This is a genomic window from Yersinia sp. Marseille-Q3913 (genome assembly GCF_963892745.1).
Lineage (GTDB): Bacteria > Pseudomonadota > Gammaproteobacteria > Enterobacterales > Enterobacteriaceae > Yersinia > Yersinia bercovieri.
The window spans coordinates 114,731-140,967 of the sequence record NZ_CAWQAF010000022.1; the positions used below are offsets into that span (position 1 = coordinate 114,731).

The window sequence follows — 26,237 nt, forward strand, 5'->3', positions numbered from 1 at the left end:
TATTTATTCCCAAACTTTCCAGGGAGCACGGCCAGCTTCCCATAACTCATGCAGGTAAACTTTGTCACGCAAGGTATCCATTGGCTGCCAAAAGCCAGCGTGCTCGTAGGCCATTAATTCACCGTTTTCAGCCAACGTCATTAATGGTTCTTGTTCCCAAGTTGATTTATCGCCATCAATAAGATCGATAACTTTAGGAGACAGAACAAAATAGCCGCCGTTAATTAATGCCCCATCACCTTTGGGTTTCTCTTTAAAGCTGCGGACTTGTTTATCTTTAATATCCAGGGCACCAAAGCGACCCGGAGGATAGGTGGCCGTTAATGTTGCTTGCTTGCCATGGCTCTTATGAAAATTAATTAACTCAGCAATGTTAACGTCACTGACACCATCACCATAAGTAAAACAAAATGCCTCGTCATCTTTGACATAGTCTTTGACTCGTTTCAAACGACCACCAGTCATTGAGTTTTCACCGGTATCAACTAACGTCACATTCCACGGCTCTACCCGTTTTTGATGTACTTTCATTTCATTATCACGCATGGAGAAGGTAATATCAGACATGTGCATAAAGTAATTCGCAAAGTATTCTTTTATTACATATCCCTTGTAACCACAGCAGATAATGAAGTCATTAATCCCATAAGCAGAGTAGAGTTTCATAATATGCCATAAAATAGGCATCCCGCCGATCTCTACCATCGGCTTTGGCTTGACTACTGTTTCTTCACTAAGACGAGTCCCCAAACCACCGGCCAGAATAACTGCTTTCACTTTACTCTCCATTAATAATTATTTTGATGGTACAAAGGCGTCAGAGAAGAATTGCTCTGCAGCCAGTCCATGTTTAACAAATTCCTGTTGTGCGGCTGAAATCATGGCGAGCGAACCGCAAGCATATACACTGTGGTGAGTTAGCTCAGGAAAATCGTTAATCACCGTCTTATGAACCAATCCTGTTTGACCATCCCAAGAGCTATCTTCACCAGAAACTACCGGGATATATCGGATACTCGGGTACTCTGCTGCCCATTTATTGGCTATATCCGAATAGAAAAGTTTGCTTTCAGGCATTCCCCAATAAATATGAATTGGCCGCTGGTCACTCTTATTTATAAGATCTTCAACCATTGCCTTAACCGGTGCAAAACCTGTTCCTCCCGCTAAAAATATAAGCGGACGGCTATTATCGCGAACAAAAAAGGTACCTTGTGGACCTTCTATACGGAGAAGTTGTTGTAATTTAAGTTCGTTAAAAATAATCCCACTGAACAAACCATTCGGAACTTTTCTAATATGTAACTCTATTTTTTTATCGGGAGCATTAGCAATGGAGTAGCTGCGCCGTTGCCCATTCATGATTAAATCAACAAATTGCCCTGCCAAATATTCAATCTTAGATGTTGGTGGTAAACGCAGAGTTAAAATAGCAATATCACTGCCAATAAATTCAATATTATCGAGTTTGCATGGATAAGTTTTTTTCATTATATGACTTAACTCGGGATAATATTTTACATTAATTTCTATATCGCTTTTAGGCTTTGAGCAGCACGTCAAAATTATTCCATTAGTTATATCTTCATTTGTTAGTGAAGTATTTTTACCCTGTTCTATTTCACCTAAAATTAATGTTGCTTTACAAGAGCCACAGCTGCCATCTTTACAGCTATATTCAATATTAACATTATTCCCTAAAGCTGAATCTAAAATAGTTGTAGATTCGTCAGCATCAAAAATGATCCCAGATGGCTGTAGTTTTATATTGAAAGACATATTTTAAACCTGGCTAAATTAAATTTCATGGGAAAGTATTAACATGTTTATAAAGAAATCAATTCGAACTAAAGGGATTGCAAACTAGTAACTTTATAGATCAATAGGTTACGATGGTTTTTCACACTAAAAACCATGCTACCGCCCTTGGCTTACAGTAACCAATGCACTGATACATAGCACAAACTTGTAATACTGCACATAACTTGCATTGATGTGACCTGCTGGCTTGACCGAAAGGGCTAAATGTACTACCGCACTTTCAGCTAAGCAAAAAAAAACACCCATGACTAATATTTTGGCTAATTTTCTTACATATAACTCATCATTACAAGAGAAACGTTAAGCATATCATTTTTAGATGTTTCACAACGCGCAGACAATTATCATTATAAAAAATAGAAATGTCTTTTCAGTATTATCTGATTGAAAAAATAAAAAAGCATTCACCTCATATTATTCAATAAGAACAATGCTGATTCAGCCATAATTATTTTATTTAATATGAATAGAGCCATTCTGTGGCTATTGCCCAATGACACTACAAACACTCTCTAACTAACTGTTCTAACAGGTCTATATGCCCTACATCGTCATTTAGCGCTGGGATATATTCGAACTTCTTACCACCCGCATGCAAGAAAATTTCTCGGTTTTGTTCTTTAATCTCCTCTAAGGTTTCCAGACAATCGGCAGAGAAGCCAGGGCAAATCACCTGAATATGTTCAACCCCCTGAGCAGGCAGGCTTTTTAATGTCTCGTCAGTATAAGGAGTGAGCCAAGGTTCGCGGCCAAATCGGGATTGATATGTCATCATGACCTGTTCTGGCGGCAGTGTTAGTTCTGCCCGTAACGCGCGGCTGGCATCTTCACAACGGATCGGATAATCATCACCTAATTGGCTATAGCGCTTAGGAATCCCGTGAAAAGAAAGTACTAATCTATCGGGTTTACCATGTTGTTCAAAAGCGCGTTCAACACTTTGTTTTAATGCTGAAATATAGGTTGGATGCTCGGCATAATCACGGATAAAAGAAACTGACGGCAAGCGGCGATAACCTTTTAAAATCCGGGCAACAGCATCCCAAACCGCAGCACTGGTTGAACAGGAGTATTGCGGATAAAGCGGCAATACCACCAACTTTGTTACCCCTTGTGCTAATAGTTTATCAATGGCATCTGGCAGATTTGGTGAGCCGTAGCTCATCCCTAACTCGACGGGAATATCTGGCATACGCGCCGCCAGCGCTTGCTGTTGCCGCCGACTGTAGACCAATAAAGGCGAGCCCTCTTCCATCCACACAGATTGATAGAGTTTAGCCACACGAGGCGATCGAATCGGCAAAATAACACCGCGTAATAAAGGCCACCAAAGCAGTGGGGATGTGTCAACAACCCTGCGGTCACTCAGGAACTCAGCCAGATAGCGTTTGACCGCTTGCGACGTAGGCGCATCTGGAGTCCCCAGATTAACCATCAGTACACCGAGCTTACTTTGCATCATCCGCAAGTCCTTGTTTGGCTTTTACACGTATTATTCGAGCTAATTATTAAACTTCCAACGAAATCCGTAAAATACGAAAGGCGACCTCAGACCGCCTTCGCTATCTTACCATTCAGAACTAACCGAGAATAGTCGCCAGTTCAGCACTGACTTCTGCTACTTTACGGGTTCCGTCCAGTTTAAAGTATTGCGTATTACCCGCATCGGCCTCTTTGCGGTAGTAAGAGACCAATGGTGCAGTTTGTTGATGATACTCAATCAAGCGTTTACGCACAGTGGCTTCCTGATCATCTTTACGAATAGTCAGCTCATCACCGGTCACATCATCTTTGTCTTCAACTTTTGGTGGGTTGAATTTAACGTGGTAAACACGACCTGAAGCAGCATGCACCCGACGGCCAACGATACGTTCGACAATCAGCTCATCCGGAACATCAAATTCCAGTACATAATCAACCTTGATGCCAGCTTCTTTCATGGCATCAGCTTGAGGAATGGTACGCGGGAACCCGTCTAACAGGAAACCGTCACGACAATCGTCCTGTGTGATGCGCTCTTTTACCAATGCGATAACCAGCTCATCAGTGACCAACTTGCCGGCATCCATAATTTCTTTCGCTTTCAGACCTAACTCAGAACCTGCTTTTACAGCGGCGCGCAACATGTCACCCGTAGAGATTTGCGGAATACCGTATTTCTCCATGATGAATTGAGCCTGAGTACCCTTACCAGCGCCCGGAGCGCCCAGCAGAATGATACGCATTGCGTAAATCCCCTTGCTATGTAGTTTTTCTATGTGTTTTTACTTAAATAAAGCGAAAATGCGGAAAACGAACAACCATACCATTTTCAGGGGGGTTGGCTCAAGGCGTGCGAGGTTGGTTGGCGAGACTGGATTAGCGGGACTACGGCAAAAATTAAGTTTAACATGCTGAAATTAAATAAAAAAACGCCTCTGATACATTATGTACCAGAGGCATTCCATTACTCAATTAAGCCGTTAATAGCTGATTCATTCTGCGAATAAACTGGTTAGGGTCATCTAGTGTTCCCCGCTCAGCTAACAGCGCTTGATCCAGTAATAACTCTACCCATTCAGCAAACTGGGCGTCGTCCGTCACATCAGCAGCTCGTTTTACCAAACCATGCTCTGGGTTCAGTTCGAAGATGTACTTCACTTCAGGTGCCTGCTGGCCCGCCGCTGCAAATAATTTCGCCATCTGCGTGCTCATCTCATCGGCATCTGTCGTGACAATCGCCGGTGTATCAGTCAGACGATGTGTCAGACGGACATCTTTCACTCGCTCACCTAGCAGGGTTTTAACGCGTTCGACAAATGGCGCTAGCGCTTTGTCAGCCTCTTGCTGCTCTGGGCGCTCTTCATCTGCCAGTTTATCCAGTGAATCATCGGCTTTACTGACCGACTGGAAGACTTTACCGTCAAACTCAGTCAGGTAGCTCATCATCCACTCATCGATACGATCAGATAACAGTAAAACTTCAATGCCTTTTTTGCGGAACAGTTCCAAATGAGGACTATTCTTCGCCGCCGCGTAGCTGTCAGCGGTGATGTAATAGATCTTCTCCTGCCCTTCGGTCATACGGCTGACATACTCTTCCAATGACACGGTCTGTGCTGAGCTGTCACTGTGTGTTGAAGCAAAGCGCAGTAATTTGGCGATGGTCTCTTTATTGCTGCCGTCTTCAGCCGGCCCCTCTTTCAGTGCCATGCCAAACTGTTGCCAGAACTGCTGATATTTCTCAGCGTCGTCTTTGGCCAGTTTTTCCAGCATTTGCAGCACACGTTTGGTCAACGCACTGCGCAGATTCTGAGTGACACGGCTGTCTTGCAGGATCTCGCGGGATACGTTGAGCGGCAGATCATTAGAGTCTATTAAGCCGCGAACAAAACGCAGGTAGTTCGGCATGAACTGTTCTGCGTCATCCATGATAAATACGCGCTGAACGTAAAGTTTCAAGCCATGCTTATGGTCACGATTCCACATATCCCAAGGTGCCTGCGCCGGGATATACAGCAGGCTGGTGTACTCCTGCTTACCTTCAACGCGGTTGTGGCTCCAGATCAATGGATCGGTAAAATCATGGGCGATATGTTTGTAAAATGCTTTGTATTCGTCGTCGGTGATATCGGCTTTATTACAGGTCCACAATGCCTGAGCTTTATTGATTTTCTCCCAGGTAATGGTGCCGTCTTCTTCATTTTTACTTTGAACTTCAACCGGCAACGCAATGTGATCTGAGTATTTACTGATAACCGAGCGCAGACGCCAATCATCAAGATATTCGTCTTCACTTTCGCGCAGATGCAGGGTAATTTCAGTACCGCGCTCTTCTTTGGTGATATCTGCAATGGTGTAATCACCCTCGCCTGCTGATTCCCAGAACACACCAGCATCCGCTGGGGCACCGGCAGCACGGGTGCGTACCGTGACTTTATCGGCCACGATGAAGGCGGAATAGAAGCCGACACCAAACTGGCCAATGAGTTGGCTATCTTTGGCTTGATCTGAACCAATAGATTCAAGAAATGCTTTGGTCCCTGACTTCGCGATAGTACCGAGATTATCAATGACTTCTTCACGGCTCATACCAATGCCGTTATCGCTTAGGGTCAAAGTACGTTTTTCTTTATCAAAAGATAGACGTACACGCAGCTCGCCGTCACCTTCGAACAACTCAGGATTAGACAGCGCGCGAAAACGCAGTTTATCTGCCGCATCAGAGGCATTGGAGATCAGCTCGCGCAAGAAAATTTCTTTATTGGAATAAAGCGAGTGAATCATCAAATGAAGAAGTTGTTTTACTTCAGACTGGAATCCACGGGTTTCTTGACCTTTCATACTCATTAATTACCTCAATCCAAATTACCGATAGGTACAAAATTGAACAATGAGGATTAGATGGGGCCAACAGGAGAAGGATTCAAGTCTCAACGCAGAAAAAACAGAGGATATGGGGCGATAAGTTAATGATCACGAATAAAATTATTCGGATGTTAATCAATTACAAACCCATCGCCCGCATGATGATATGGAGCTAATACTTAATGGGATGACGCCCGGCTAACGAATGAGATAGGGTCGTACCATCAACCATTTCCAGCTCACCGCCCACAGGTACACCATGTGCAATACGGCTGGCTAATACCCCATATTGACCACACATCTGACCAATATAGTTAGCAGTGGCATCTCCCTCAACGGTCGGGTTGGTTGCCAGAATAACTTCAGTAATGGTTTCAGATTCAAGCCGTTTTTCGAGCAAATCTAAACCAATATCACCAGGGCCAATACCATCCATCGGGGATAGATGCCCCATCAGTACAAAATAGCGCCCGCCAAACTGGCCGGTTTGTTCAATTGCATGGATATCCGCTGGGCTTTCGACCACACAGATTTGACCATTTTGCTGACGGCGTGGATTGGCGCAAATGGTGCAACGCTCTTGCTCGGTAAATGTACGACAGTCAGCACAGTGGCCGATTTCGGACATCGCACGGGTCAAAGACTGTGCCAGGCGCATTCCACCGCTACGATCACGCTGTAGCAGTTGGAAGGCCATACGTTGCGCTGATTTCGGGCCAACACCCGGCAAGCAGCGCAACGCCTCCATTAATGATTCAAGGAGTGGGCTGGTTTGCATCAGAACGGCATCTTAAAGCCTGGTGGCAGTTGCATGCCACTGGATACAGAGGCCATTTTCTCTTTTTGCGTTTCATCGATACGGCGAGCAGCATCGTTCAATGCGGCAGCAATCAAATCTTCCAGCATCTCTTTATCGTCTTCAACCAACAGGCTTGGGTCGATTTCAACCCGGCGGCAGTTATGCGCCCCATTAATTGTCACTTTTACCAAGCCCGCGCCAGATTCACCGGTAACTTCTAATTTGGCGACTTCTTCCTGCATCTGCTGCATTTTTTCCTGCATCTGCTGGGCTTGTTTCATTAAATTGCCAATACCGCCTTTACCAAACATAGTCATCTCTCATCGCAAGGGGCCGCGTCAGTGCACCATGCACTTATCGCAGCGGTTAAACCGGTCGGATACTCTCTTCATCCAGTTCGGCGTCGAAGAAACGACGCAGTGTCTGAATATTATTATCCGCAATAATTGACTGACGCGCTTGCGCCAGTTTCTCTTCATAGATGGCCTGCCGCCACTCCAACGGGGTACGCTCCGCTGGATTATCATCTTCGACAACGCTAAGTGTAACAGTGTTACCTTGTAATTCACTCAGTGCTTCCGCTAACGCCTTTTGCGCCGATGGCGAATTTAAGTGGCGCTGAGCAGAACGCAGGTGAAGGCAAATATTACCCGGTTCTATTTCTTCTTTAAATGCATTCAGCGCAAGCTGCTGCACCAATTTAGGAATTTGTAGCTTATCTATCTCAGCCGCCCAAGGGTCGCGCGCCATCGCCTCTTCGGCTAATTTCGCCGAAAGCTCTGGCGTTTTTTCATGTTCCAGCGCCGAACGCATCGCTTTCGGTGTGGCTATCGGCTCAACTGAGACTTCAGGCTGATTCTGTGCAGTCCAGCGGTAAGCTTCTTTCTTCGCCGGTCTCTTCTCTTCCGTTGATTTGGCGGCCAGGCGCTGCTGGCTGCGCTCAGTCACCGAAGCTAAGCGCTCAAGTGCTGAGTTTGCCGGCCGCGCTTTTCCTGGCGCCGCCGGTTCACCCTTTTTTGCGTTGGTCGTCCCCGACTGTCGCAGTAACTGTGTTCGCGCTTGAAGAAGTTGCGCGGTAGAGTCGGGTAACTGAGTGCTCACTGGCACGGCAACCCCGAGTGGCGGGGCATCTTGCTGCGGTTCAGCTTGAACAGTTTGCCTATTTTGATCGTGCTGAACAGTTGGCGCACTGTTATCCATGGCGACCATCGACGTCGTGGCGGGCATCATCTGAGGTTCAGCAATTACTGCTTTAGGGTGAAAAGCCAGCGCCCGCAATAAGGTCATTTCAACCCCCATGCGGCGATCCGGGGCGTAGGCCAGCTCTTTGCGGCCCACCAGCAAGGTTTGATAATAGAGCTGTATATCCGCAGGCGGTAATGTACGGGCCAGTTCGCGTAAACGTGGTTCGATCGTCGCGTAATGGTTATCCAGCATAGAGGGCAGCAACTGCACCATCGCAATGCGGTGCAGTAAACTTAAGGTTTCAACCAGTAAGTTTTCCCAATCGACACCACGTGATGCCGCTTGTTCAACCTGCGCCATCACCCGCGCACCATCGGCACTGACCAAAGCTTCGATTATCGCCAGTGGTTGTTCATCATCCAGCGTGCCAAGCATTTGACTGACAGTGGCCGTCGTAATGCTCCCGTCACCCATTGCAATGGCTTGATCCGTCAGGCTAAGAGCATCACGCATACTGCCATCGGCAGCCCGCGCCAGTAATTGCAGTGCCCGTGCATCACTGCTGATTTGCTCTACCTGCAATATCTTTTCGAGCAGTGTACGGATTACTTCAACATCGATCACTTTGAGGTGGAATTGCAGGCAGCGGGAGAGGATAGTCACCGGCAACTTCTGCGGATCTGTGGTCGCCAGCAGGAATTTCACATGTGCTGGTGGCTCTTCAAGGGTTTTTAGCAGCGCATTAAAACTGTGGCGCGACAACATGTGTACTTCATCGATCAAATAGACCTTGAAGCGACCACGGGCTGGGGCATATTGCACATTATCCAGCAGCTCTCGGGTATCTTCTACTTTCGTCCGTGAGGCGGCATCTATCTCAATCAGATCAACAAAACGGCCTTGTTCAATCTCAAGGCAGTTAGCGCAAGTGCCGCACGGCGTGGCGGTAATGCCCGTTTCGCAATTAAGGCCCTTGGCTAATAGTCGGGCAATAGAGGTTTTGCCAACACCACGGGTGCCGGAGAACAGATAGGCGTGATGAATTCGCCCTAACGAAAGGCTATTGGCTAGCGCCGTCAGAACATGCTGCTGACCAACGACGTCGGCAAAGGTTTGGGGGCGCCACTTACGGGCAAGGGCCTGATAGCTCATTAATACCGGAGAAGTTAGATAATCTAGAGGGCCATGCTAACACAGCCTCGCCACTCACGGCGAGGCTGATATTTTCAATACAATCAATGGCCGCTGAAGGAGACCAGACTGTAGCAAGTAATCCCTTGCTGAGTTAGGCGAGCTTCGCCGCCCAGCTCAGGTAAATCAATGACAAACGCCGCGTCAGTCACTTCACCACCCAGACGACGAATCAATTTAACCGTCGCTTCAATCGTCCCGCCGGTAGCCAGCAAATCATCAATAACCAAGACCTTATCGTCTGGCTGAATACTGTCGGTGTGGATCTCGAGTTTGTCGATGCCGTATTCCAACTCATAACTTTCGCTGATGGTTTCACGTGGTAACTTGCCCGGCTTGCGCACAGGAACGAAGCCAACACCCAGAGCCAAAGCTACTGGCGCACCAAACAAAAAGCCGCGGGCCTCAGTACCCACGACTTTGGTCACGCCTTTATCCAGATAGCGCTCAACCAGCATTTCGATGCTAGAGGCATAGGCTAATGGATCTTCCAGCAAGCTGGTCACATCACGAAACAGTATTCCCGCTTTTGGATAATCGGGGATGGTTTTAATACTGTCTTTAATATATTTAAGCTGTTGTGCTGTATTAGGTGCAGTAGCGGTCATAATTTGTGCCTGATAAAACTGCTGTACATACTAAAGCGCGGCCAACCAATGCGAGTGTCACATCAGCTGAGTAACTTATTCTATCTACCGATGATGCCCCGATAGCGCAAGTTACCGCATCCTTAACCCTAAGGACGCAACGAGGGCTCACCCCGCGCACGAAAACGCTCAAATCTATGCAAACTGATACTAAATTGCAACTAGTGTGAACTACTCAGCGCTTATTTTGTTGCGATAGGTCAATAACTGGCATTCGTAACATAAAGGTCAACAATACCGTTAATATGATAAGCAATAAGCCCCTAACCCACCAAATTTTCACCCACCAAAGTGAGAGGGCAAAAGTGAGCACGGTGACCAAAATGGCTTTCCACTTAACACCTCGCGGCAGAGCACCATGTTGCTGCCAGGTACGGATGTAACTACCAAACCATGAGCGATAGAGCAACCAATGATGAAAACGGGGGGAGGATCGCGCAAAGCACCACGCAGCTAGTAGTAGAAATGGCGTAGTGGGTAAAAGAGGAAGCACAACCCCCAAGGTTGCCAATACCACCGCCAGCCACCCTAAAATTATTAATAACCAACGAGACATACACTCCCTTTATGTACACTATAGCGCTCATCAAATTGCTTATCATTAACCCATGCACTGGCTATCATCAACAGATATTCTTGCCATTATTAGTACAATATCTGTATACCCTACTTTTTAGCCGCCCTCTTGCTTGTAACTACAACCATTCGAAGGCAAGCTGGCGGGAAAACGTCCAGGAGCAGCGCCATGAGTACAGAAAAACTATTGCAGGTGCTTGAAAGCCAAATTGAAGCGTTGTCGACTCAGATTGGTCCTCAAGCTAACACCCCCTCGCAACAGGCCCGTTTTGATCTGAATCTATTTGCTAATCATGGTAATCGTTTTCGCGACTATCTACAGGAAGTGCGCAAAAACATGGCGCAGTTGAAACAAGTGGTTGCCGAGAATCGCCCTCAGCAGGTCGCCTTTCTGGCTGAGAAATTAGTCGCACAGATCTCAGCGCTGCAAAGAGAGTTGGCAACTCAAAAGTTGAGGAGATCTAATCCTGAACCGCGGGATAGTAAATTGGACCCTTATCATAAGTTGGCTGAGCATCAAGATTATGAGCGGCGTATACTGGCCATGATCCAGGATAGAGAGAGTCAGCTAGGTCGACAAAGTCTGCTCTCTGAGCAGCAAAAGATACAAAAAGAACTGGCAGCACTGGAAGGCCGTTTAATGCGTTGCCGACAAGCGCTGATCAAAATAGAGCGCAATATTGAGAAAAAAGAGAACGGTTTTTGAATATTTGTCACATTTTTTGAATCGTCAGGGTTCCGACAGCGAATAGTTTTCTATAATGTTTTTATACCATCGCGGCTCCAGTCGCAGGTGTGTTGGTTGTGCTCAATCACCCGAACGACTTACTGATATAAGCTTATCGGGGTTCCCCACTTGCCACCTTTCTGCATCTTGGTATCTTTTGGGGGATGGATTGAATCAAGTCAGGTGGAAGTTTGCAGTTAAGCAACCTATCCCCCGGCTTTCCTCATTAACTGAAAACCAAATGTTGGTCACATTATGTCAGTTGAAAAAGCTTCACCAGAACTGCAACTGGCAGTAGATCTTATCTATCTGCTGGAATGCAATGAGATCGCGCCAGAAACAGCACTGAAGGCGTTAGAGATAGTGCAACTGGATTACCAGCGTAAGCTCCGCCGCCAAACTTCAGATTGAAATCTATAGGGTATAAATAATTTACCCTATAGATAATAGTGAGTTATTGCCTCTCCCTCACCTGCCAGATAACCTCAAGCGAGCGGCTTATTGATATCGGGTAAGTCAGGCTTCGTATCCCCCAGATCAGATTGCGCAGCAGGTAAGCCTTTGGTTTCAAGCGGGCGGTTCACCTCCTGAAGTTGAGTACCATCCGGTTTATGCAAGTACACTTCCAACTGGTTAAAGGCGATATTAATGTCATTCTCGCGACATAATTTATCAATCGCCCTATTCAATTCATCTACTGTATAGCTGCGGTCCCGCAGTTCACGTACATACAAACGCAACTCGTGATCAAGGGTACTGGCACCAAAATCCAGGAAGAATACCTGTGGTTCAGGATCACTCATTACCCGTGGATTCTCATGAGCAGCTTGTAACAGCACCTCTTTCACTTTTGCTAAATCAGAGCCGTACGCGACGCCAACTTTAATAATAATGCGGGTGATCGTATCTGACAGTGACCAGTTGATCAGCCGCTCAGTGACGAACGCCTTGTTCGGAATAATCACTTCCTTGCGGTCAAAATCGGTAATTGTTGTTGCACGAATCCGTATTTTGCTGACATTACCCGAGAAGGTGCCAATAGTGATGGTATCGCCGATACGTACAGGGCGTTCGAACAGAATAATCAAGCCGGAGACGAAGTTGGCAAAGATCTCCTGCAAACCAAACCCCAGACCAACCGAGAGCGCCGCCACCAGCCATTGCAATTTATCCCACGAAACCCCAAGTGAACTTAGGGCGGTTATCCCACCAATGGCGGTAATCAGGTAGGTCAGGATGGTGGTGATGGCGTAAGAGGTGCCTTGGCGTAGTTGTAGTCGCGACAGCACCACCACTTCAAGCAAACCGGGGAGGTTGCGCGTCAGAATATAGGAGACGACCAGTGCCATTAAGGCCACCAGCATATTCCCCAATGTCACCGCCTGCGTTACGCTCGCACCCGCGACTGTTGTGCTGTAATGCCACAAAGAGATACTGTCCAGATAGGAGATAACGGTGATCAGGTCAGCCCAGATCCAGTAGAAGCAGGTGGCGAAAATCAGGAACAGCGCCATGGTGGTCAAACGCAATGACTGTTGGTTAATTTGATCCAGTGCCAGCGGTGGCTCTTCGACTGGCTCCCCGCCTTCAGCCCCCTCTTTCACCAAACTTTGCCGCCGTGCAATTGCCCGACGATAAGCCAGACGCCGCGCCGCGACCCCTAAGCCACGAATCGCCGTCAGATAAACAATGTTCCACAGGAATAGTAAGTACAGGCTGTCAATCCAGCGCCCCGCCAGTTGTAGCGTCGTATAGAAATAGCCAGCAACCATTAATCCAATCAATATGATAGGGGTTACAGCCACTGCGGTAACAATCACTAATCGTACCGCATGGGAGTCTTTCTCACGCCAGCTATCACGGCAGAATGGAAAGACAAATAGCGCCAACAGCGCCAGCGCTATCACTATGACAATCTGTCCAATGACATCATCTACCAGCCGGAGTGGGCTTTTTTGCCCCAATGCAGACCAGAAGATCACCGGCAATAATGCCGCCCCCAAACGCACCATTTGCCGGCGGTAATGCGCACATCTGTCGGCTGAGATCATAAAGTGCCGCTCAGTGATGCCTCCTGGAGATAACATGCGGTAAGTCAGGTCAAATATCAGCCAGAACAGTGCCAGATGTTGGAAGAAGCTCCAAAATAACTCACTGAGATTAAACTCTGAACGCAGGCACCAGTAGCCGATACCTAAGATAATTAAGCTACCTGGTAACACTTTCAGCAAGGTCAGCATGATGGCATTGGGTGTGTGCATTTGGCTATCGTGCTTTAATTGCCCGACATCAGCGGCGAGTCTATCTAGATGTTTATTAATGATTTTATAGCGTGATCGGATCACCCCCGCCACAATCAGTATAGGTATCAGAAATACCAATGATTTGATCAGGCCAGCTACCACATCATCCAGCGACAGGGTAAAGTGGAAATTGCTCAGTTCAGTTTTAAGCGCCCCCGGTAAGGCTTTCAGCCATGACCAATCCATCGGCTTGTTGCTGCTAACCCAAAAAATCTGCTGCGTCAGGGTGTGTTGCAATGACTCATTGACGCTAAGTAGCTGCTGTTGGTTAATTTGCAGATTAATGGCCAGTGTCAGTTGGTTACCCAGCTGCTTATTCAATTGGTCTAGCAGTTCACGTCGAATATCAACAATTTGCCCGAGTGCGTCTTCTACATCAGGGCTGATCTTCTCTTTACTGTCGCTCATCAGGGTTTGGATATAGTCATCCCCCTGGAATAGCTGGTCACGCTGCTGATTTATTTCAAATTGTTCGAGCCGCAAGTCAGCAATACGTGACGTCATATTGGTCATTAAACCGGACGCCGGTAAATTGAGTTGTTGCTGGTAGAGAATACGCGAAAGCAGCAGACTGCCGCGTAATACTGTGATTTGCTCTTTTAAATTACGCTCAGATTGCAGGGCGCGGTCCAGCCAGTTTTTAACCCTGATATTCTGTTGTACCAGCGTGTTGCCCTCTTTCGTGGCATTAATCAGCCGCTGACTCAGCTCTTTGTTAATTGCCAGTTCACGGCTGACTAACGGGTCATTTTGGATGTCCGTTGCATCATTGGGTGCTTGTGCTTCTTTGGCTGTTTTCTCTGAGAGAATTAACCGCTTACCGCTGACCACCTCTTGCAATATCTGGACATAACGCTCCAGTTGGTTAATGTGCGCAGTGGTATAATCCCGCTGTTTTTGCAGCAAATCTTGCAAAGTGGTATTGGCTTCCAGACTTTTACGCTGCAAATCCAGTTGTGCATTTAGCATCACCTGCTCGGTCAATAACTCTTGCTGTTGGCTTGGGCGCAGAATGTCTTGATTTGGCGATAATCCATTGAGTTGATTGCGAATTTGCATTAAACGCATCGACGCGTTATACATCGCACTCTGCACCCGTTCCGGCTGTGTTTGCAAAGAGATAAGTTGGCTGTTATAGGCCGAGAGGTCTTCCTGCGCGGTTTGCAGATCATCCAAGGTTTCATTCAGGCGCGACTCTAACTGGCGCAATGAGTAGTTAGCCAGTGACTCACGGGTCAAGGTATCTGCTGAGCTGTCTTTCAGCGAATCCAGTGCTTCAGTTGCCTGGCGTAGCTTCGTCGGCGCCTGCGCCAATTGTTGCTTAAGCTGATTAGCTTCCTGCTTGGTACGCTCAATCGTATCAAGGTATTCCAACGTTTTGGTCAGGTCTTGCTGTGCGAGTTTTTCCGCAGGTGACAATATTTTTTGTTTTGATAATGCATCCAGTTGGCTGAGCACTTCACTGCGAGTCGGTACATCAACATTGATACTTGATGCAAGAGTGAGTGGTGACAGTAGCAATGAAATTATAAGCAGAATAAGCACCATCTGGAGGCGCGAGAGAAGTACAGCTGCTGATGCCATCATGGGTAACGAGAGTAGTATGGAATATTGATTGCGAAATCTGCTGTTCATATTTGAACTTCATTCAACAGAGAGGCTGAAATCCTATCACGTTCAGTCTCGGGTAATAATAAGAAAAGTCTTTCAGCGCGTGAATAGCTGCAATTATGCGGGCAGTTACGCATTTGTTATTGATTAGGATGTAACCGCCAGTAATACACATTGGTTAGAAAGACGATTAGCGGTAATCCTCTCGTCATTTAGAATGTCAGCACTTTCTCAGCAGCCAACGTCCACTGCGCCAGCTCTATCAAAGTACCAACTTCCACACCATCGACCAGTGTTAACCCACTCATGCCACGGGCATCTGCGCAGGTTTTACATAATTTAACGGGGACATTTTGTGCCGTGAGAATTTCCAGCATCTGCTGCAAATTATAACCTTCCCGAGGTTGTTGCCCGTGAATACCGGCGATAACTGCATCCGACATCAAAAATAGGCGTAAATCGAGATCGGTTTGTTGCTCTTTCAATGTGATGGATAAACGCAGAGCATTAAATAGTGATTCATGGCCATAAGCGGCACCATTGGCAATCACAACCAGTGAACTCATAATGCACTCCTCATAAAAGCCACTCCAGATAATCCTATACCTTGCTATTAGTCTCTTTACGCAATGAAAGGCTGTGGGCTAGCATATCCAAATAGGCGTCGATTAATATCGGCGCCTCTTGTTTTATATCAAAACTTTCTGGCATAAAGAGCCAGTTTTCCATCAAACCTGTAATATAAGCTCTCATGATAATCGCAGCGCGACAAGTATCCAGATTAGCGGGCAATTGATTCGCATCAATACAGCCTTGCAAAACGGCCTCAATTCGCTCATAACTAGCTAAATCAAGAACTTTGCGTGCATCATGGACCGAGGACATCTCACCGACAAACTCACATTTATGGAAGACAATTTCCATCAATGCGCGGCGTCGGCAATCCTCACGCGTGGAAACAAGAACATAGATAAGTATTTCACGTAAGATTCGGAGTGGATTATCAGGATATTTTACCTGATACTCTGATTCGAGCTGATCAATTTTAGACTCTGATAACTCCCAAATTTCGTTAAACAGGTCTACCTTATTCTTGAAGTGCCAGTAAATTGCGCCACGGGTGACACCTGCGGCAGCAGCAATATCTGTAAGCGAGGTGCCGGAAACGCCATGCGCAGAAAACTCCCGCACTGCGGCATCCAGAATTTGTTGCCGGGTCTCTTCGGCTTGCTGTTTGGTTTTTCGTGCCATAGCGTTGTTTTTTCGAGGGGGTGCGATTTACATACATTCACGAATGTATGTACCATAGCACGCACATATAATTTACGCAGCAATGGGTTTTAAAGCTTGTGATCCATTGAATTAAATTAAAAATCGGACACTTGAGGTTTATCTATGAGCAAAAACAGAGGGGTAATGCCTCTGGCTGCAATTCTGGTACTTTCAGGCAGCTTAGTACTTATAGGATGTAATGACAAAGATGCGGCGCAAGCCCATGCTCAACAGGCACCTGAAGTCGGCATTGTGACATTGAAAGCGGCACCACTGAATATCACAACCGAACTACCAGGCCGCACGTCCGCATTCCGTGTTGCAGAAGTTCGTCCGCAAGTTAGCGGGATTATTCTAAAACGTAACTATGTTGAAGGCAGTGATGTCACCGCAGGAACATCACTTTATCAAATTGATCCAGCCACTTATCAGGCCGCTTATGACAGCGCAAAAGGTGATTTAGCCAAAGCACAAGCTGCCGCTGAAATTGCACGTCTGACGGTAAATCGCTACAAACCATTACTGGGTACAAACTACATCAGTAAGCAAGAGTATGACCAGGCGGTATCTAGCGCTATGCAAGCTAATGCGACGGTTCTTGCCGCAAAAGCTGCGGTAGAAACTGCGCGCATTAATCTGGCATATACTCAAGTGACCTCGCCAATCAGTGGCCGTACCGGTAAATCTTCAGTGACTGAAGGTGCGCTGGTGACCAGTGGTCAGGCAACAGCGATGACCACGGTTCAGCAGCTTGATCCGATGTATGTCGATGTAACGCAATCAAGCGATGAGTTCTTGCGCCTGAAAAAAGAGCTGGCTGATGGCACGCTCAAGCAGGAAGACGGTAAAGCCAAGGTTCGCTTGTTACTGGAAAACGGTACTGAGTACGCTGAAACTGGTACGCTGGAGTTCTCTGGTGTGACAGTGGATGAGACCACCGGTTCGATTACAATTCGTGCAATCTTCCCTAACCCGAATGAAGCCTTACTGCCGGGGATGTTTGTCCGCGCCCGTTTGGATGAAGGTGTTAGACCTGACGCGCTGTTAGTGCCTCAACAAGGTGTGACACGTAACCCGCGTGGCGAAGCAACAGCGATGGTCGTCGGTGCCGATGACAAAGTTGAATTGCGTACGCTGGTTGCTAACCAGGCCATTGGTGATAAATGGTTGGTTACAGAAGGGTTGAAAGCAGGTGATCGTCTTATTGTTTCCGGCTTGCAGAAAATCAGACCGGGCGTACAGGTAAAAGTGCAGGAAGTCACGACTCCAGCACCAAAAGCAGCCCCAGCTGATACAGCGAAGAAGTCTTAAAAGGAGCCGGTAATTCATGGCTAAGTTCTTTATAGATCGCCCTATTTTCGCCTGGGTTATCGCCATCATTTTGATGTTGGCCGGTGCACTTGCGATAATGAAATTACCTGTTGCGCAATATCCGACTATTGCGCCTCCGGCAATTACAATCTCCGCCAACTATCCTGGCGCCGATGCGACTACTGTTCAGAATACAGTGACGCAGGTTATCGAACAGAACATGAACGGTATCGACAACCTGTTGTATATGTCTTCCAGCAGTGACTCCTCCGGTAACGTTCAGTTGACGTTGACCTTTAACTCAGGCACTGACCCGGATATCGCTCAGGTTCAGGTCCAGAACAAACTGCAATTAGCCATGCCGTTACTGCCGCAAGAAGTGCAGCAGCAGGGTGTGAGCGTTGAAAAGTCCAGTAGTAGCTTCCTGATGGTTGCCGGCTTTATTTCTGAAGACGGCACCATGCAACAAGAAGATATCGCTGACTATGTGGGTTCTAACGTTAAAGATCCAATCAGCCGTACCGCCGGTGTGGGTGATGTTCAGCTATTTGGTTCCCAATACGCGATGCGTATCTGGATGGACCCGCACAAACTGAATAACTTTAACCTGACGCCGGTTGATGTTATCAATGCGATTAAAGTACAAAACAATCAGGTTGCAGCCGGTCAGTTGGGCGGGACTCCTCCCGTACCTGGTCAGGAACTGAACTCATCAATCATTGCGCAGACTCGTTTGACCAATGCTGAAGAGTTCAGCCAGATCTTGCTGAAAGTGAATACCGATGGTTCGCAGGTTCGCTTAAAAGATGTGGCTATCGTCCAGCTCGGCGCTGAAAGCTATAACATCATCGCCCGTTATAACGGCAAACCAGCTGCTGGTATCGGTATCAAGCTGGCGACAGGGGCTAACGCCCTGGATACTTCTGCTGCGGTAAAAGCTGAGCTGGCAAAATTGCAGCCGTTCTTCCCGGCAGGGTTGAAAGTCGTTTATCCGTATGACACCACACCGTTCGTTAAGATCTCTATTAACGAAGTGGTTAAGACACTGGTAGAAGCCATTATTCTGGTGTTCCTGGTGATGTATCTGTTCCTGCAAAACTTCCGTGCAACGTTGATCCCAACGATTGCAGTACCGGTGGTATTGCTGGGTACATTTGCCATTCTCTCCGCCTTTGGCTATTCGATAAACACCCTAACGATGTTCGGGATGGTGTTGGCGATAGGGCTATTGGTGGATGACGCCATCGTGGTCGTCGAGAACGTCGAACGAGTGATGCAAGAGGAGGGGCTACCGCCAAAAGAAGCCACCAAAAAATCCATGGAGCAAATCCAGGGCGCATTGGTGGGGATCGCGATGGTTCTGTCTGCGGTATTTATCCCGATGGCCTTCTTCGGCGGTGCAACGGGCGCAATCTATCGTCAGTTCTCCATTACTATCGTTTCGGCAATGGTGCTTTCGGTGTTGGTGGCATTGATTCTGACACCAGCATTGTGCGCAACGATGCTGAAACCTATCGCCAAAGGCGAGCATGGGCCAAAAACCGGCTTCTTCGGTTGGTTTAACCGCATGTTCGAAAAAAGCACCCACCACTATACCGACAGCGTTGCCAATATCTTGCGCAGCACTGGCCGCTATTTGGTGATCTATCTGGCCATCGTAATTGGGATGGGCGTGCTGTTCCTGCGTTTACCCACATCATTCTTGCCAGAAGAGGATCAGGGCGTATTCCTGACCATGGTGCAAATGCCTGCTGGTGCGACGCAAGAACGTACTCAGAAAGTGTTAAATCAGGTGACTGACTATTACCTCGACAAAGAAAAAGACGTAGTTAACTCGGTATTTACCGTTAACGGCTTCGGTTTCAGTGGTCAAGGTCAGAACACCGGTTTGGCATTCGTCAGTCTGAAAAACTGGGATGAGCGTCCGGGCGAGCAAAACAAAGTTCCAGCGATTGTGGCCCGTGCATCTGCGGCCTTCTCGCAAATTAAAGATGGTTTGGTATTCGCCTTTAACTTGCCAGCGATTGTAGAATTGGGTACGGCAACCGGCTTCGACTTCCAGTTGATTGACCAAGGTAACGTGGGGCATCAGAAATTGACTGAAGCCCGTAACGAACTGCTCGGCATGGCGGCGCAACATCCGGATATGCTGGTCGGTATGCGCCCTAACGGACTGGAAGATACACCTCAGTTCAAAGTGGAAGTTGATCAGGAAAAAGCACAGGCCCTTGGCGTATCTATTTCTGATATCAATACCACCCTCGGCTCTGCCATGGGCGGCAGCTATGTAAACGACTTTATCGACCGTGGTCGCGTGAAGAAAGTTTACGTACAGGCTGACGCACCATTCCGTATGTTACCGGGTGATATTGATAAGTGGTATGTCCGTAACAGCTCTGGACAAATGGTCTCATTTGCCACCTTCTCTAGCGCGAAATGGGAATATGGCTCACCACGGCTTGAACGTTACAACGGTTTACCTTCCATGGAAATTTTGGGTCAGGCTGCACCGGGTAAAAGTACTGGTGAAGCAATGGACCTGATGCAGGAACTGGCGGGTAAATTACCAAGCGGCATCGGATATGACTGGACGGGTATGTCCTATCAGGAACGTTTGTCGGGTAACCAGGCTCCAGCACTGTACGCCATCTCACTGATTGTGGTCTTCTTATGTCTGGCGGCGTTGTATGAAAGCTGGTCGATTCCATTCTCAGTGATGTTGGTGGTACCACTGGGTGTAGTCGGTGCATTACTGGCAGCCTCACTGCGCGGCCTGAATAATGACGTTTACTTCCAGGTAGGCTTGTTGACCACCATTGGGCTATCGGCCAAGAACGCCATCTTGATTGTTGAGTTCGCCAAAGACTTGATGGACAAAGAGGGCAAAGGCTTGGTGGAGTCAACGTTGGAAGCCGTGCGTATGCGTCTGCGCCCAATTTTGATGACCTCGCTGGCCTTTATCCTTGGGGTTCTGCCACTGGTTATCAGTAGTGGTGCCGGTTCTGGTGCACAGAATGCGGTAGGTACGGGTGTTATGGGCGGGATGATCACCGCCACCGTACTGGCTATCTTCTTCGTTCCAGTATTCTTCGTGGTGGTGCGCCGCCGCTTTAGCCGGAAAAATGAAGATGTAGAGCACGCACATGCCGTTGAGCATAAGCCGAAGTAAACCTTATTCGCAGCAGATGATGTGATATTTGAAGGCCGCGTTCAGCGGCCTTTTTCTTTGTCTCCCGTTAGCCCCCTTCCCTCAGTTATCCAGCAGAAAACAGGGCATTATCACCAAGATAAAGCTGTCGATTCGGTCAATATGATTATATTGTGATCAATATACCAAATAGCCCACAGAGCATTTGCAGAGCAACAATAAATTATTATTATGTAAATATTCATAAAAATGAAGATAAATAAAAAACCGGATAATACTAAATGGAAACGAGATTAAAAATCCTTTATGACGCACAGGTTATTGATTCATCAGTCTATCTTGGGATGATCAGGGTTCTCGAACGTCTGGAGCAACATTGGAAATTATCTCTACGCCACCCTCAGGGAGAGATGCTGATCACTCATATGGCAAATGCCTTGATGCGGGCGAATCAGGGAGAGGTGATCCCGGCTATCGACGATGAAATATTAAAAGAAATTGAAGCAACAGCTGTTTTTGCCGATATTAGGATAATTAACAACGATTTACTTTCTCTGTTTGCCTTCGAGGTTCCTGACCACGAAATAGGCTATTTATTAGCGAACCTATATGGCCTGTATCTTGCTCAGCAAACGGAATATTGATCGCATCTGTATAAACTAAATATTCAAAAAAATGAAAATTATGTAGTAATTTAAGGATCTAAAATGCTACTAAAAGCGTTACAAAAACAGAATCCAGCACTGATGGAAGCCGCTCTTTTACTGTGGCAGCAAGGGGCGATAAAACCTGACAGCTACGTTATTGATGTTGATCAGGTCAGAAAAAATGCAGACTTATTACTGGAAACTGCCGCTCGCCATGGCATTACACTTTATCTCATGAGCAAACAGTTTGGTCGAAACCCGCTGCTTTGCAAGCTGCTGCTGGAGTGCGGCTATCAAGGCATCGTAGCCGTGGATTTCAAAGAAGCGCGTCAGCTCTATCAGCATAATCTACCTGTCGCCCACGTGGGTCATCTGGTGCAAATCCCCAGTGGAATGGTGGAAGAAGTGGTCTCCCACCAGCCAGAAGTCATCACGGTTTACAGCATCGCCAAGGCCCGCGAAATTGCCAAAGCCGCCCTGCGCCAAGGCATAGAGCAGGCATTACTGTTGAAGGTTTGGCACCCCAATGATCTTATCTATCCAGGCCAAGAAGCCGGATTCGCACTGGATGAACTGCCCGCAGCTATCAATGAAATAAAAACCTTGGGCGGAGTCCGTTTGGTGGGCGTGACACACTTCCCCTGCATGCTTTTTGATAGTGAGAAAGGGAAGACGCTCCCTAGCCCGAACCTCAAAACGTTGATTGAAGCAAAGGGCATCCTTGAACGAGAAGGCATTCGCGTGGAGCAGATCAATGGCCCTTCCGCAACCTGCGTTGAAAGCATCCCGTTACTGGCGCGCTATGGCGTGACCCATGCAGAACCGGGGCACTCATTGACCGGCACCATGCCATCCAATCAACAGGGTGAGCAACCTGAGCATGTCGCCATGCTCTATCTGACGGAGATTTCCCATAACCATCAAGGCAGAAGCTATTGCTACGGTGGCGGATACTATCGGCGCGGCCATTTGAGTCACGCGTTAGTCCATGATCAACAGTGGCATTCGAGCAAAGTTCTGAACCCAACAGTTGACAGCATCGACTACACCCTCAGTCTCACTGAACCCTTCGCCGTCGGCTCTCCGGTGGTGATGTGTTTTCGTACTCAAATTTTCGTCACCCGCAGTGATGTGGCGCTGGTCGCGGGGATTCATTCAGGCCAACCAAGATTGCTCGGAATTTATGATAGTCAGGGTAATACCATTCCAAGGTCCACTGGACAGGAGGGGTTATGAGTAAGTTTATCGTACTGGTCATCGATAGCTTTGGCGTAGGTGCCATGCCTGATGTCGCTGAGGTTCGCCCACAGGATATCGAGGCTAATACCTGCGCCCACATTTTGCAAACCTATCCAGAGATGCGCTTGCCACATTTGGAAAAACTGGGATTACTTAATGCGCTGCATATCGGCTCGCCGGATTTCAACAAGAGCATAATGCAAGAGAGTGCACAGGCCAGTTTTGGCGTCGCCCTGTTACAGCATGAAGGCGGCGACACATTTATGGGCCATCAGGAGATCATGGGCACCCTGCCCCGCTCGCCATTATCCATGCCTTTCTCTACCGTAAAATCGCGCGTGGCTGATGCATTGCACCAACAGGGCTATCAGGTTGAACAGCGCAGTGCGCCTGAGGATAGCAGTGATCTGCAACTCCTCTGGGTCAATAATGCGGTGGCAATTGGTGATAATCTTGAAGCAGATTTAGGTCAAGTCTTTAATATTTGTGCTAATTTAAGTGCCGTCGATTTTGAGTTGGTTGAGAGGATTGGCCGGATAGTTCGCAGTTGTGTCGCCGTGAATCGCGTTATCGCTTATGGCGGGCAATTAGTGGATAGCCATAAAATCATCAGCGCGGCTGAAGTCAAACAGCAGCAATACATTGGCATTAATAGCCCAAAATCAGGCGTTTACGACAGTGGTTTTCAGGTTATTCATCTGGGCTATGGTGTCGATGCAGCAGTGCAGGTTCCTCATCAGCTCGAGAAAGTTAATGTCCCAACAGTATTAGTCGGCAAAGTCGCCGATATCGTGGCTAATCCCACAGGGCGAAACTATCAGCAATTAGTTGATTCCCAAACTATTTTGGATATCACATTGGCAGAAATACAACGCGCAGGCAGTGCTTTTATCTGCACCAATATTCAGGAAACTGACCTCGCTGGCCACGGGCAAGATGTAGAACGCTATGCTGAACGCCTGGAATTGGTCGATAACATGTTAGGTAAAATTATGGCGGCCATGGCAACAGGTGATTGTCTTGTCATCATGGCTGACCACGGTAATGATCCGACGATCGGCCACAGTAAACACACGCGGGAACAGGTGCCTCTGCTGGTTTACCACGCAGGGATGACGAATACGCAGCCGCAAGCCATCCATCTTGGTATCCGCGAAACGATGTCTGATGTCGGCGCGACTGTTTGCGAATTCTTTGCTGCGCCCGCACCACAAAACGGCCACTCCTTCTGGCAACCACTTATCAATGCCAGTCAATAATGGAATATATTCAGGCCATTCAAAAATATTAAAAATGGGAAAAACAGAAATGCTTAAAATAGCGATTGGCGGGCAGCTTAATAAAAATGAAATACAAGAATGTTTAGTCAAATATGGTGCAGGGAAAGTCTCTTCTGAAATATTCACTGACATGGATGCCGCCATGAAAGTCAAAAATGGCAGCTTCGACTATTACGTGGGGGCCTGCCAAAGCGGCGCAGGAGGCGCGCTGGCAATGGCCTATGCCCTGATTGGCCGCGACAAATGTGCCACTATCGCCAATGCCCTAACTCAACCCTCAGAGGCTAATGTCAGCCAATTGATAGATCAAGGCAAAAAAGCCTTCGGGTTTACCAATGATCGCGTTGAAAACTCAGTAAAAGTGTTGTGCGCCGTTTTATTGGCCGACAAATAATCCATAAATAATAAACAATTAGCTTGGGGTCTGCTGGCCCCGATGGGGTAGTGATATGGAATCATTTAATTTCATCAAGATTATTCTTTTTTCGCTAATGGGCGGTTATGCCACTTTTCTTGCCAATAAGTCTATCGCGGTTTACCACGATGGATTACGGCCGATTATGCCGGAGTTTATGAACGGCAATATGAGCCGAAAAGAGCTGGCAGGGATCTCTTTTGCTATCAGTATTGGTTTTATTACCGGTTTTGCCATGCCTATCACTTTGGCTACCGGGGTTATTGTCATTCATATCGTATTATTGACCGCTGATATTATTGGGGTATCACTGAATAATACTAAGCTGGCAGTATCAATTGGTGCTGTTTATGGTGCACTCGTCACCATTGCACTGGATGGGCTAATTAAAGGCTTCACCTATCTGCCGGTTAATTTCCTTGATGCGCTGGCATCCGTGGGTGATCCGATAATCTATGCTTTTGTGGCTTTCCCCGCCATTGCTGTCGGTTATCAGTTCGGCAAAAAAGCGGGCTTAATCACCATCATTATCGCCTTTCTGGCCAGGGTGGTGGTTGAACGTATTAACCCAGTGACCATCGCCGGCAATGAAGTTGCACTTAGCCCAGAAGGCATTGCAATGCTGTTTGGCATGATTTGCCTGCTGTTTTTCGCATCCCGCGATAAACGCCACGGCGAGGAGATAGAGCACAGCCTGTTTGATGACAATATTAAGCGGATTCGGAAAAATGCTATTTACCTGCTGCCGATGGCGGCGTTGATAGCCATTACCGCCCACTATCATTGGATCGCAGGTGAACCCATCGCGGCAGCACTGCTCGGCAAAGGGCAAATTACCTCTGCGGCGATCGTGGCGATCGTGCAAGCCCTCGCCTTTATGCCGCTGATTATTACTACTGCGATGATAAGTGGCGTTTATGGTACAAACGGCTGGTGTGACTGGTTCCTCGGTTTAGGCTATCTGGCACCTAACCCGGTCGTTGCTGGTATCCTCGGTGCCAGTGCCATGGGGGTAGAGATAACCAGTCTGAGCCGAATCGGCAAAGTGATGAACCGCTTCCCATCATTGAAAATGTCCGGTGACAATATCCGCACCGCCATGACACAAATTCTTGAGATTGCACTGCTGGTCGGCGGAGTAAATGCGGCAAACCAGATCTGGCCAGGCACCGGTATTTTCCTGGTTGTCAGCTTGTATATCCTCAATGAAATTTGTGGGCGTCCGGTAATGAAGCTAGCCGCAGGCCCTATTGCGGCGATTATTGTCGGGATCTTAGCGAATGTCTTTGCGGTTCTTGGATTGCATGTCGTCGCCTAACCTCTGATCGCCCGCTAGCAATAATAAAGAAAGACCCGCGAACTTCAGGTTTGCGGGTTTTTTTCATTCGGATCTTGAAACAGGAAAATGAAAAGCGCATAATTATTGTTATAATATAACATAACAATTGGAGTTTCTATGAAACCTGGCATTCATCCCAACTATCGGACCGTGGTTTTTCACGATACCAGTGCAGATACCTATTTCACTGTAGGTTCAACCATTGCCACCGCACGCACGATTGAACGTGATGGTCAGACCTACCCTTATGTCACGTTGGATATCTCTTCGGCTTCACATCCGTATTACACCGGTAAACAGAAAGAGTTTTCCAAAGAGGGTAGCACCGCCCGTTTCCAACAACGTTTTGGCAGTTTCTTGACCAAAAAAGCCAGCTAAT

Annotated in this window: 23 protein-coding genes and 1 other annotated feature; of the genes, 10 read left to right on the top strand and 13 right to left on the bottom strand. The window is 47.4% G+C overall.

The window, feature by feature from the left end:
* Positions 1–3: 3 nt before the first annotated feature.
* The 10 genes from rfbF to AACW11_RS10900 form a co-directional block, all read right to left on the bottom strand.
* Positions 4–777 carry a glucose-1-phosphate cytidylyltransferase gene (gene rfbF / locus AACW11_RS10855; protein WP_212584295.1) on the bottom strand — a complete coding sequence of 258 codons (774 nt, stop codon included), beginning with the start codon at positions 775–777 and terminating at the stop codon, positions 4–6.
* Between the two features lie 18 nt (positions 778–795).
* Entirely contained in the window at positions 796–1,779 is a 984-nt protein-coding gene (locus tag AACW11_RS10860) for a CDP-6-deoxy-delta-3,4-glucoseen reductase (protein WP_212584296.1), read from the bottom strand.
* A gap of 541 nt (positions 1,780–2,320) precedes the next feature.
* A complete protein-coding gene (gene hemH, locus AACW11_RS10865) occupies positions 2,321–3,283 on the bottom strand; it encodes a ferrochelatase (protein ID WP_212584297.1) in 963 nt (320 codons plus the stop codon).
* 118 nt (positions 3,284–3,401) lie between these two features.
* Positions 3,402–4,046: an adenylate kinase gene (gene adk / locus AACW11_RS10870; protein ID WP_004873409.1), complete on the bottom strand. Its 645-nt coding sequence runs from the start codon at positions 4,044–4,046 to the stop codon at positions 3,402–3,404.
* A gap of 229 nt (positions 4,047–4,275) precedes the next feature.
* Positions 4,276–6,144, bottom strand: coding sequence for a molecular chaperone HtpG (gene htpG, locus AACW11_RS10875; RefSeq protein ID WP_212584402.1), 1,869 nt, complete (start codon positions 6,142–6,144; stop codon positions 4,276–4,278).
* Between the two features lie 196 nt (positions 6,145–6,340).
* Positions 6,341–6,946 (bottom strand): recombination mediator RecR, encoded by a 606-nt coding sequence (gene recR, locus AACW11_RS10880; RefSeq protein ID WP_005272675.1) that lies wholly within the window; start codon positions 6,944–6,946, stop codon positions 6,341–6,343.
* Positions 6,946–7,278, bottom strand: a complete 333-nt coding sequence (locus AACW11_RS10885) for a YbaB/EbfC family nucleoid-associated protein (protein WP_004718772.1) — start codon at positions 7,276–7,278, stop codon at positions 6,946–6,948. Before AACW11_RS10885 ends, recR begins: the two co-directional genes overlap by 1 nt.
* 55 nt (positions 7,279–7,333) lie before the next feature.
* Positions 7,334–9,304, bottom strand: a complete 1,971-nt coding sequence (dnaX, locus tag AACW11_RS10890; protein WP_212584298.1) for a DNA polymerase III subunit gamma/tau — start codon at positions 9,302–9,304, stop codon at positions 7,334–7,336.
* Positions 7,940–8,004 (bottom strand) — a sequence feature (DnaX frameshifting element). (Overlaps the previous gene by 65 nt.)
* Positions 9,305–9,387: 83 nt before the next feature.
* The gene (gene apt / locus AACW11_RS10895) at positions 9,388–9,951 is read right to left on the bottom strand and encodes an adenine phosphoribosyltransferase (RefSeq protein WP_212584299.1); all 564 of its coding nucleotides are present in this window, start codon (positions 9,949–9,951) and stop codon (positions 9,388–9,390) included.
* A gap of 214 nt (positions 9,952–10,165) precedes the next feature.
* Positions 10,166–10,546 carry a DUF454 family protein gene (locus AACW11_RS10900; protein ID WP_212584300.1) on the bottom strand — a complete coding sequence of 127 codons (381 nt, stop codon included), beginning with the start codon at positions 10,544–10,546 and terminating at the stop codon, positions 10,166–10,168.
* 189 nt (positions 10,547–10,735) lie between these two features.
* Here AACW11_RS10900 and priC point away from each other — a divergent pair, with 189 nt between their 5' ends.
* On the top strand, positions 10,736–11,272 hold the full coding sequence (gene priC, locus AACW11_RS10905; RefSeq protein ID WP_212584301.1) for a primosomal replication protein PriC: 537 nt from the start codon (positions 10,736–10,738) through the stop codon (positions 11,270–11,272).
* A 276-nt stretch (positions 11,273–11,548) separates the two neighbouring features.
* Positions 11,549–11,704, top strand: coding sequence for a pleiotropic regulatory protein RsmS (gene rsmS / locus AACW11_RS10910; protein ID WP_005272684.1), 156 nt, complete (start codon positions 11,549–11,551; stop codon positions 11,702–11,704).
* A 74-nt stretch (positions 11,705–11,778) separates the two neighbouring features.
* Here the strand turns inward: rsmS and mscK are convergent, their stop codons facing one another.
* The 3 genes from mscK to acrR form a co-directional block, all read right to left on the bottom strand.
* Positions 11,779–15,231, bottom strand: a complete 3,453-nt coding sequence (gene mscK / locus AACW11_RS10915; protein WP_212584302.1) for a mechanosensitive channel MscK — start codon at positions 15,229–15,231, stop codon at positions 11,779–11,781.
* A 188-nt stretch (positions 15,232–15,419) separates the two neighbouring features.
* Positions 15,420–15,773, bottom strand: coding sequence for a DsrE/DsrF/TusD sulfur relay family protein (locus tag AACW11_RS10920; RefSeq protein WP_212584303.1), 354 nt, complete (start codon positions 15,771–15,773; stop codon positions 15,420–15,422).
* 34 nt (positions 15,774–15,807) lie between these two features.
* Positions 15,808–16,458: a multidrug efflux transporter transcriptional repressor AcrR gene (gene acrR, locus AACW11_RS10925; protein WP_212584304.1), complete on the bottom strand. Its 651-nt coding sequence runs from the start codon at positions 16,456–16,458 to the stop codon at positions 15,808–15,810.
* 144 nt (positions 16,459–16,602) lie between these two features.
* On the opposite strand from acrR, the gene acrA reads away from it, so the two are divergent.
* The 8 genes from acrA (at position 16,603) to AACW11_RS10965 (ending at position 26,236) form a co-directional block, all read left to right on the top strand.
* Positions 16,603–17,790 carry an efflux RND transporter adaptor subunit AcrA gene (gene acrA, locus AACW11_RS10930; protein ID WP_212584305.1) on the top strand — a complete coding sequence of 396 codons (1,188 nt, stop codon included), beginning with the start codon at positions 16,603–16,605 and terminating at the stop codon, positions 17,788–17,790.
* Between the two features lie 16 nt (positions 17,791–17,806).
* A complete protein-coding gene (gene acrB, locus AACW11_RS10935; RefSeq protein ID WP_212584306.1) occupies positions 17,807–20,959 on the top strand; it encodes an efflux RND transporter permease AcrB in 3,153 nt (1,050 codons plus the stop codon).
* A gap of 260 nt (positions 20,960–21,219) precedes the next feature.
* Entirely contained in the window at positions 21,220–21,582 is a 363-nt protein-coding gene (locus AACW11_RS10940; RefSeq protein WP_212584307.1) for a PRD domain-containing protein, read from the top strand.
* A 63-nt stretch (positions 21,583–21,645) separates the two neighbouring features.
* Positions 21,646–22,821, top strand: a complete 1,176-nt coding sequence (locus AACW11_RS10945; RefSeq protein WP_212584308.1) for a YhfX family PLP-dependent enzyme — start codon at positions 21,646–21,648, stop codon at positions 22,819–22,821.
* On the top strand, positions 22,818–24,083 hold the full coding sequence (locus tag AACW11_RS10950; protein WP_212584309.1) for a phosphopentomutase: 1,266 nt from the start codon (positions 22,818–22,820) through the stop codon (positions 24,081–24,083). The genes AACW11_RS10945 and AACW11_RS10950 overlap by 4 nt, the downstream gene beginning before the upstream one ends.
* Positions 24,084–24,132: 49 nt before the next feature.
* Positions 24,133–24,498 (top strand): DUF2620 domain-containing protein, encoded by a 366-nt coding sequence (locus AACW11_RS10955; RefSeq protein WP_212584310.1) that lies wholly within the window; start codon positions 24,133–24,135, stop codon positions 24,496–24,498.
* Between the two features lie 55 nt (positions 24,499–24,553).
* On the top strand, positions 24,554–25,837 hold the full coding sequence (locus AACW11_RS10960) for a YhfT family protein (RefSeq protein WP_212584311.1): 1,284 nt from the start codon (positions 24,554–24,556) through the stop codon (positions 25,835–25,837).
* Positions 25,838–25,975: 138 nt separating this feature from the next.
* Positions 25,976–26,236, top strand: a complete 261-nt coding sequence (locus tag AACW11_RS10965) for a type B 50S ribosomal protein L31 (protein WP_032812957.1) — start codon at positions 25,976–25,978, stop codon at positions 26,234–26,236.
* Position 26,237 lies beyond the last annotated feature (1 nt).

Excerpts from the sequence above, each read along its gene's own strand:
- mscK (WP_212584302.1), bottom strand. The coding sequence starts at position 15,231 with ATGAACAGCAGATTTCGCAATCAATATTCCATACTACTCTCGTTACCC.
- priC (WP_212584301.1), top strand. The coding sequence starts at position 10,736 with ATGAGTACAGAAAAACTATTGCAGGTGCTTGAAAGCCAAATTGAAGCG.
- recR (WP_005272675.1), bottom strand. The coding sequence starts at position 6,946 with ATGCAAACCAGCCCACTCCTTGAATCATTAATGGAGGCGTTGCGCTGC.
- htpG (WP_212584402.1), bottom strand. The coding sequence starts at position 6,144 with ATGAAAGGTCAAGAAACCCGTGGATTCCAGTCTGAAGTAAAACAACTT.
- AACW11_RS10950 (WP_212584309.1), top strand. The coding sequence starts at position 22,818 with ATGAGTAAGTTTATCGTACTGGTCATCGATAGCTTTGGCGTAGGTGCC.
- acrB (WP_212584306.1), top strand. The coding sequence starts at position 17,807 with ATGGCTAAGTTCTTTATAGATCGCCCTATTTTCGCCTGGGTTATCGCC.
- AACW11_RS10860 (WP_212584296.1), bottom strand. The coding sequence starts at position 1,779 with ATGTCTTTCAATATAAAACTACAGCCATCTGGGATCATTTTTGATGCT.
- AACW11_RS10965 (WP_032812957.1), top strand. The coding sequence starts at position 25,976 with ATGAAACCTGGCATTCATCCCAACTATCGGACCGTGGTTTTTCACGAT.
- dnaX (WP_212584298.1), bottom strand. The coding sequence starts at position 9,304 with ATGAGCTATCAGGCCCTTGCCCGTAAGTGGCGCCCCCAAACCTTTGCC.
- adk (WP_004873409.1), bottom strand. The coding sequence starts at position 4,046 with ATGCGTATCATTCTGCTGGGCGCTCCGGGCGCTGGTAAGGGTACTCAG.
- AACW11_RS10945 (WP_212584308.1), top strand. The coding sequence starts at position 21,646 with ATGCTACTAAAAGCGTTACAAAAACAGAATCCAGCACTGATGGAAGCC.
- AACW11_RS10920 (WP_212584303.1), bottom strand. The coding sequence starts at position 15,773 with ATGAGTTCACTGGTTGTGATTGCCAATGGTGCCGCTTATGGCCATGAA.
- apt (WP_212584299.1), bottom strand. The coding sequence starts at position 9,951 with ATGACCGCTACTGCACCTAATACAGCACAACAGCTTAAATATATTAAA.
- AACW11_RS10900 (WP_212584300.1), bottom strand. The coding sequence starts at position 10,546 with ATGTCTCGTTGGTTATTAATAATTTTAGGGTGGCTGGCGGTGGTATTG.
- AACW11_RS10885 (WP_004718772.1), bottom strand. The coding sequence starts at position 7,278 with ATGTTTGGTAAAGGCGGTATTGGCAATTTAATGAAACAAGCCCAGCAG.
- acrR (WP_212584304.1), bottom strand. The coding sequence starts at position 16,458 with ATGGCACGAAAAACCAAACAGCAAGCCGAAGAGACCCGGCAACAAATT.
- rsmS (WP_005272684.1), top strand. The coding sequence starts at position 11,549 with ATGTCAGTTGAAAAAGCTTCACCAGAACTGCAACTGGCAGTAGATCTT.
- acrA (WP_212584305.1), top strand. The coding sequence starts at position 16,603 with ATGAGCAAAAACAGAGGGGTAATGCCTCTGGCTGCAATTCTGGTACTT.
- AACW11_RS10940 (WP_212584307.1), top strand. The coding sequence starts at position 21,220 with ATGGAAACGAGATTAAAAATCCTTTATGACGCACAGGTTATTGATTCA.
- AACW11_RS10960 (WP_212584311.1), top strand. The coding sequence starts at position 24,554 with ATGGAATCATTTAATTTCATCAAGATTATTCTTTTTTCGCTAATGGGC.
- hemH (WP_212584297.1), bottom strand. The coding sequence starts at position 3,283 with ATGATGCAAAGTAAGCTCGGTGTACTGATGGTTAATCTGGGGACTCCA.
- AACW11_RS10955 (WP_212584310.1), top strand. The coding sequence starts at position 24,133 with ATGCTTAAAATAGCGATTGGCGGGCAGCTTAATAAAAATGAAATACAA.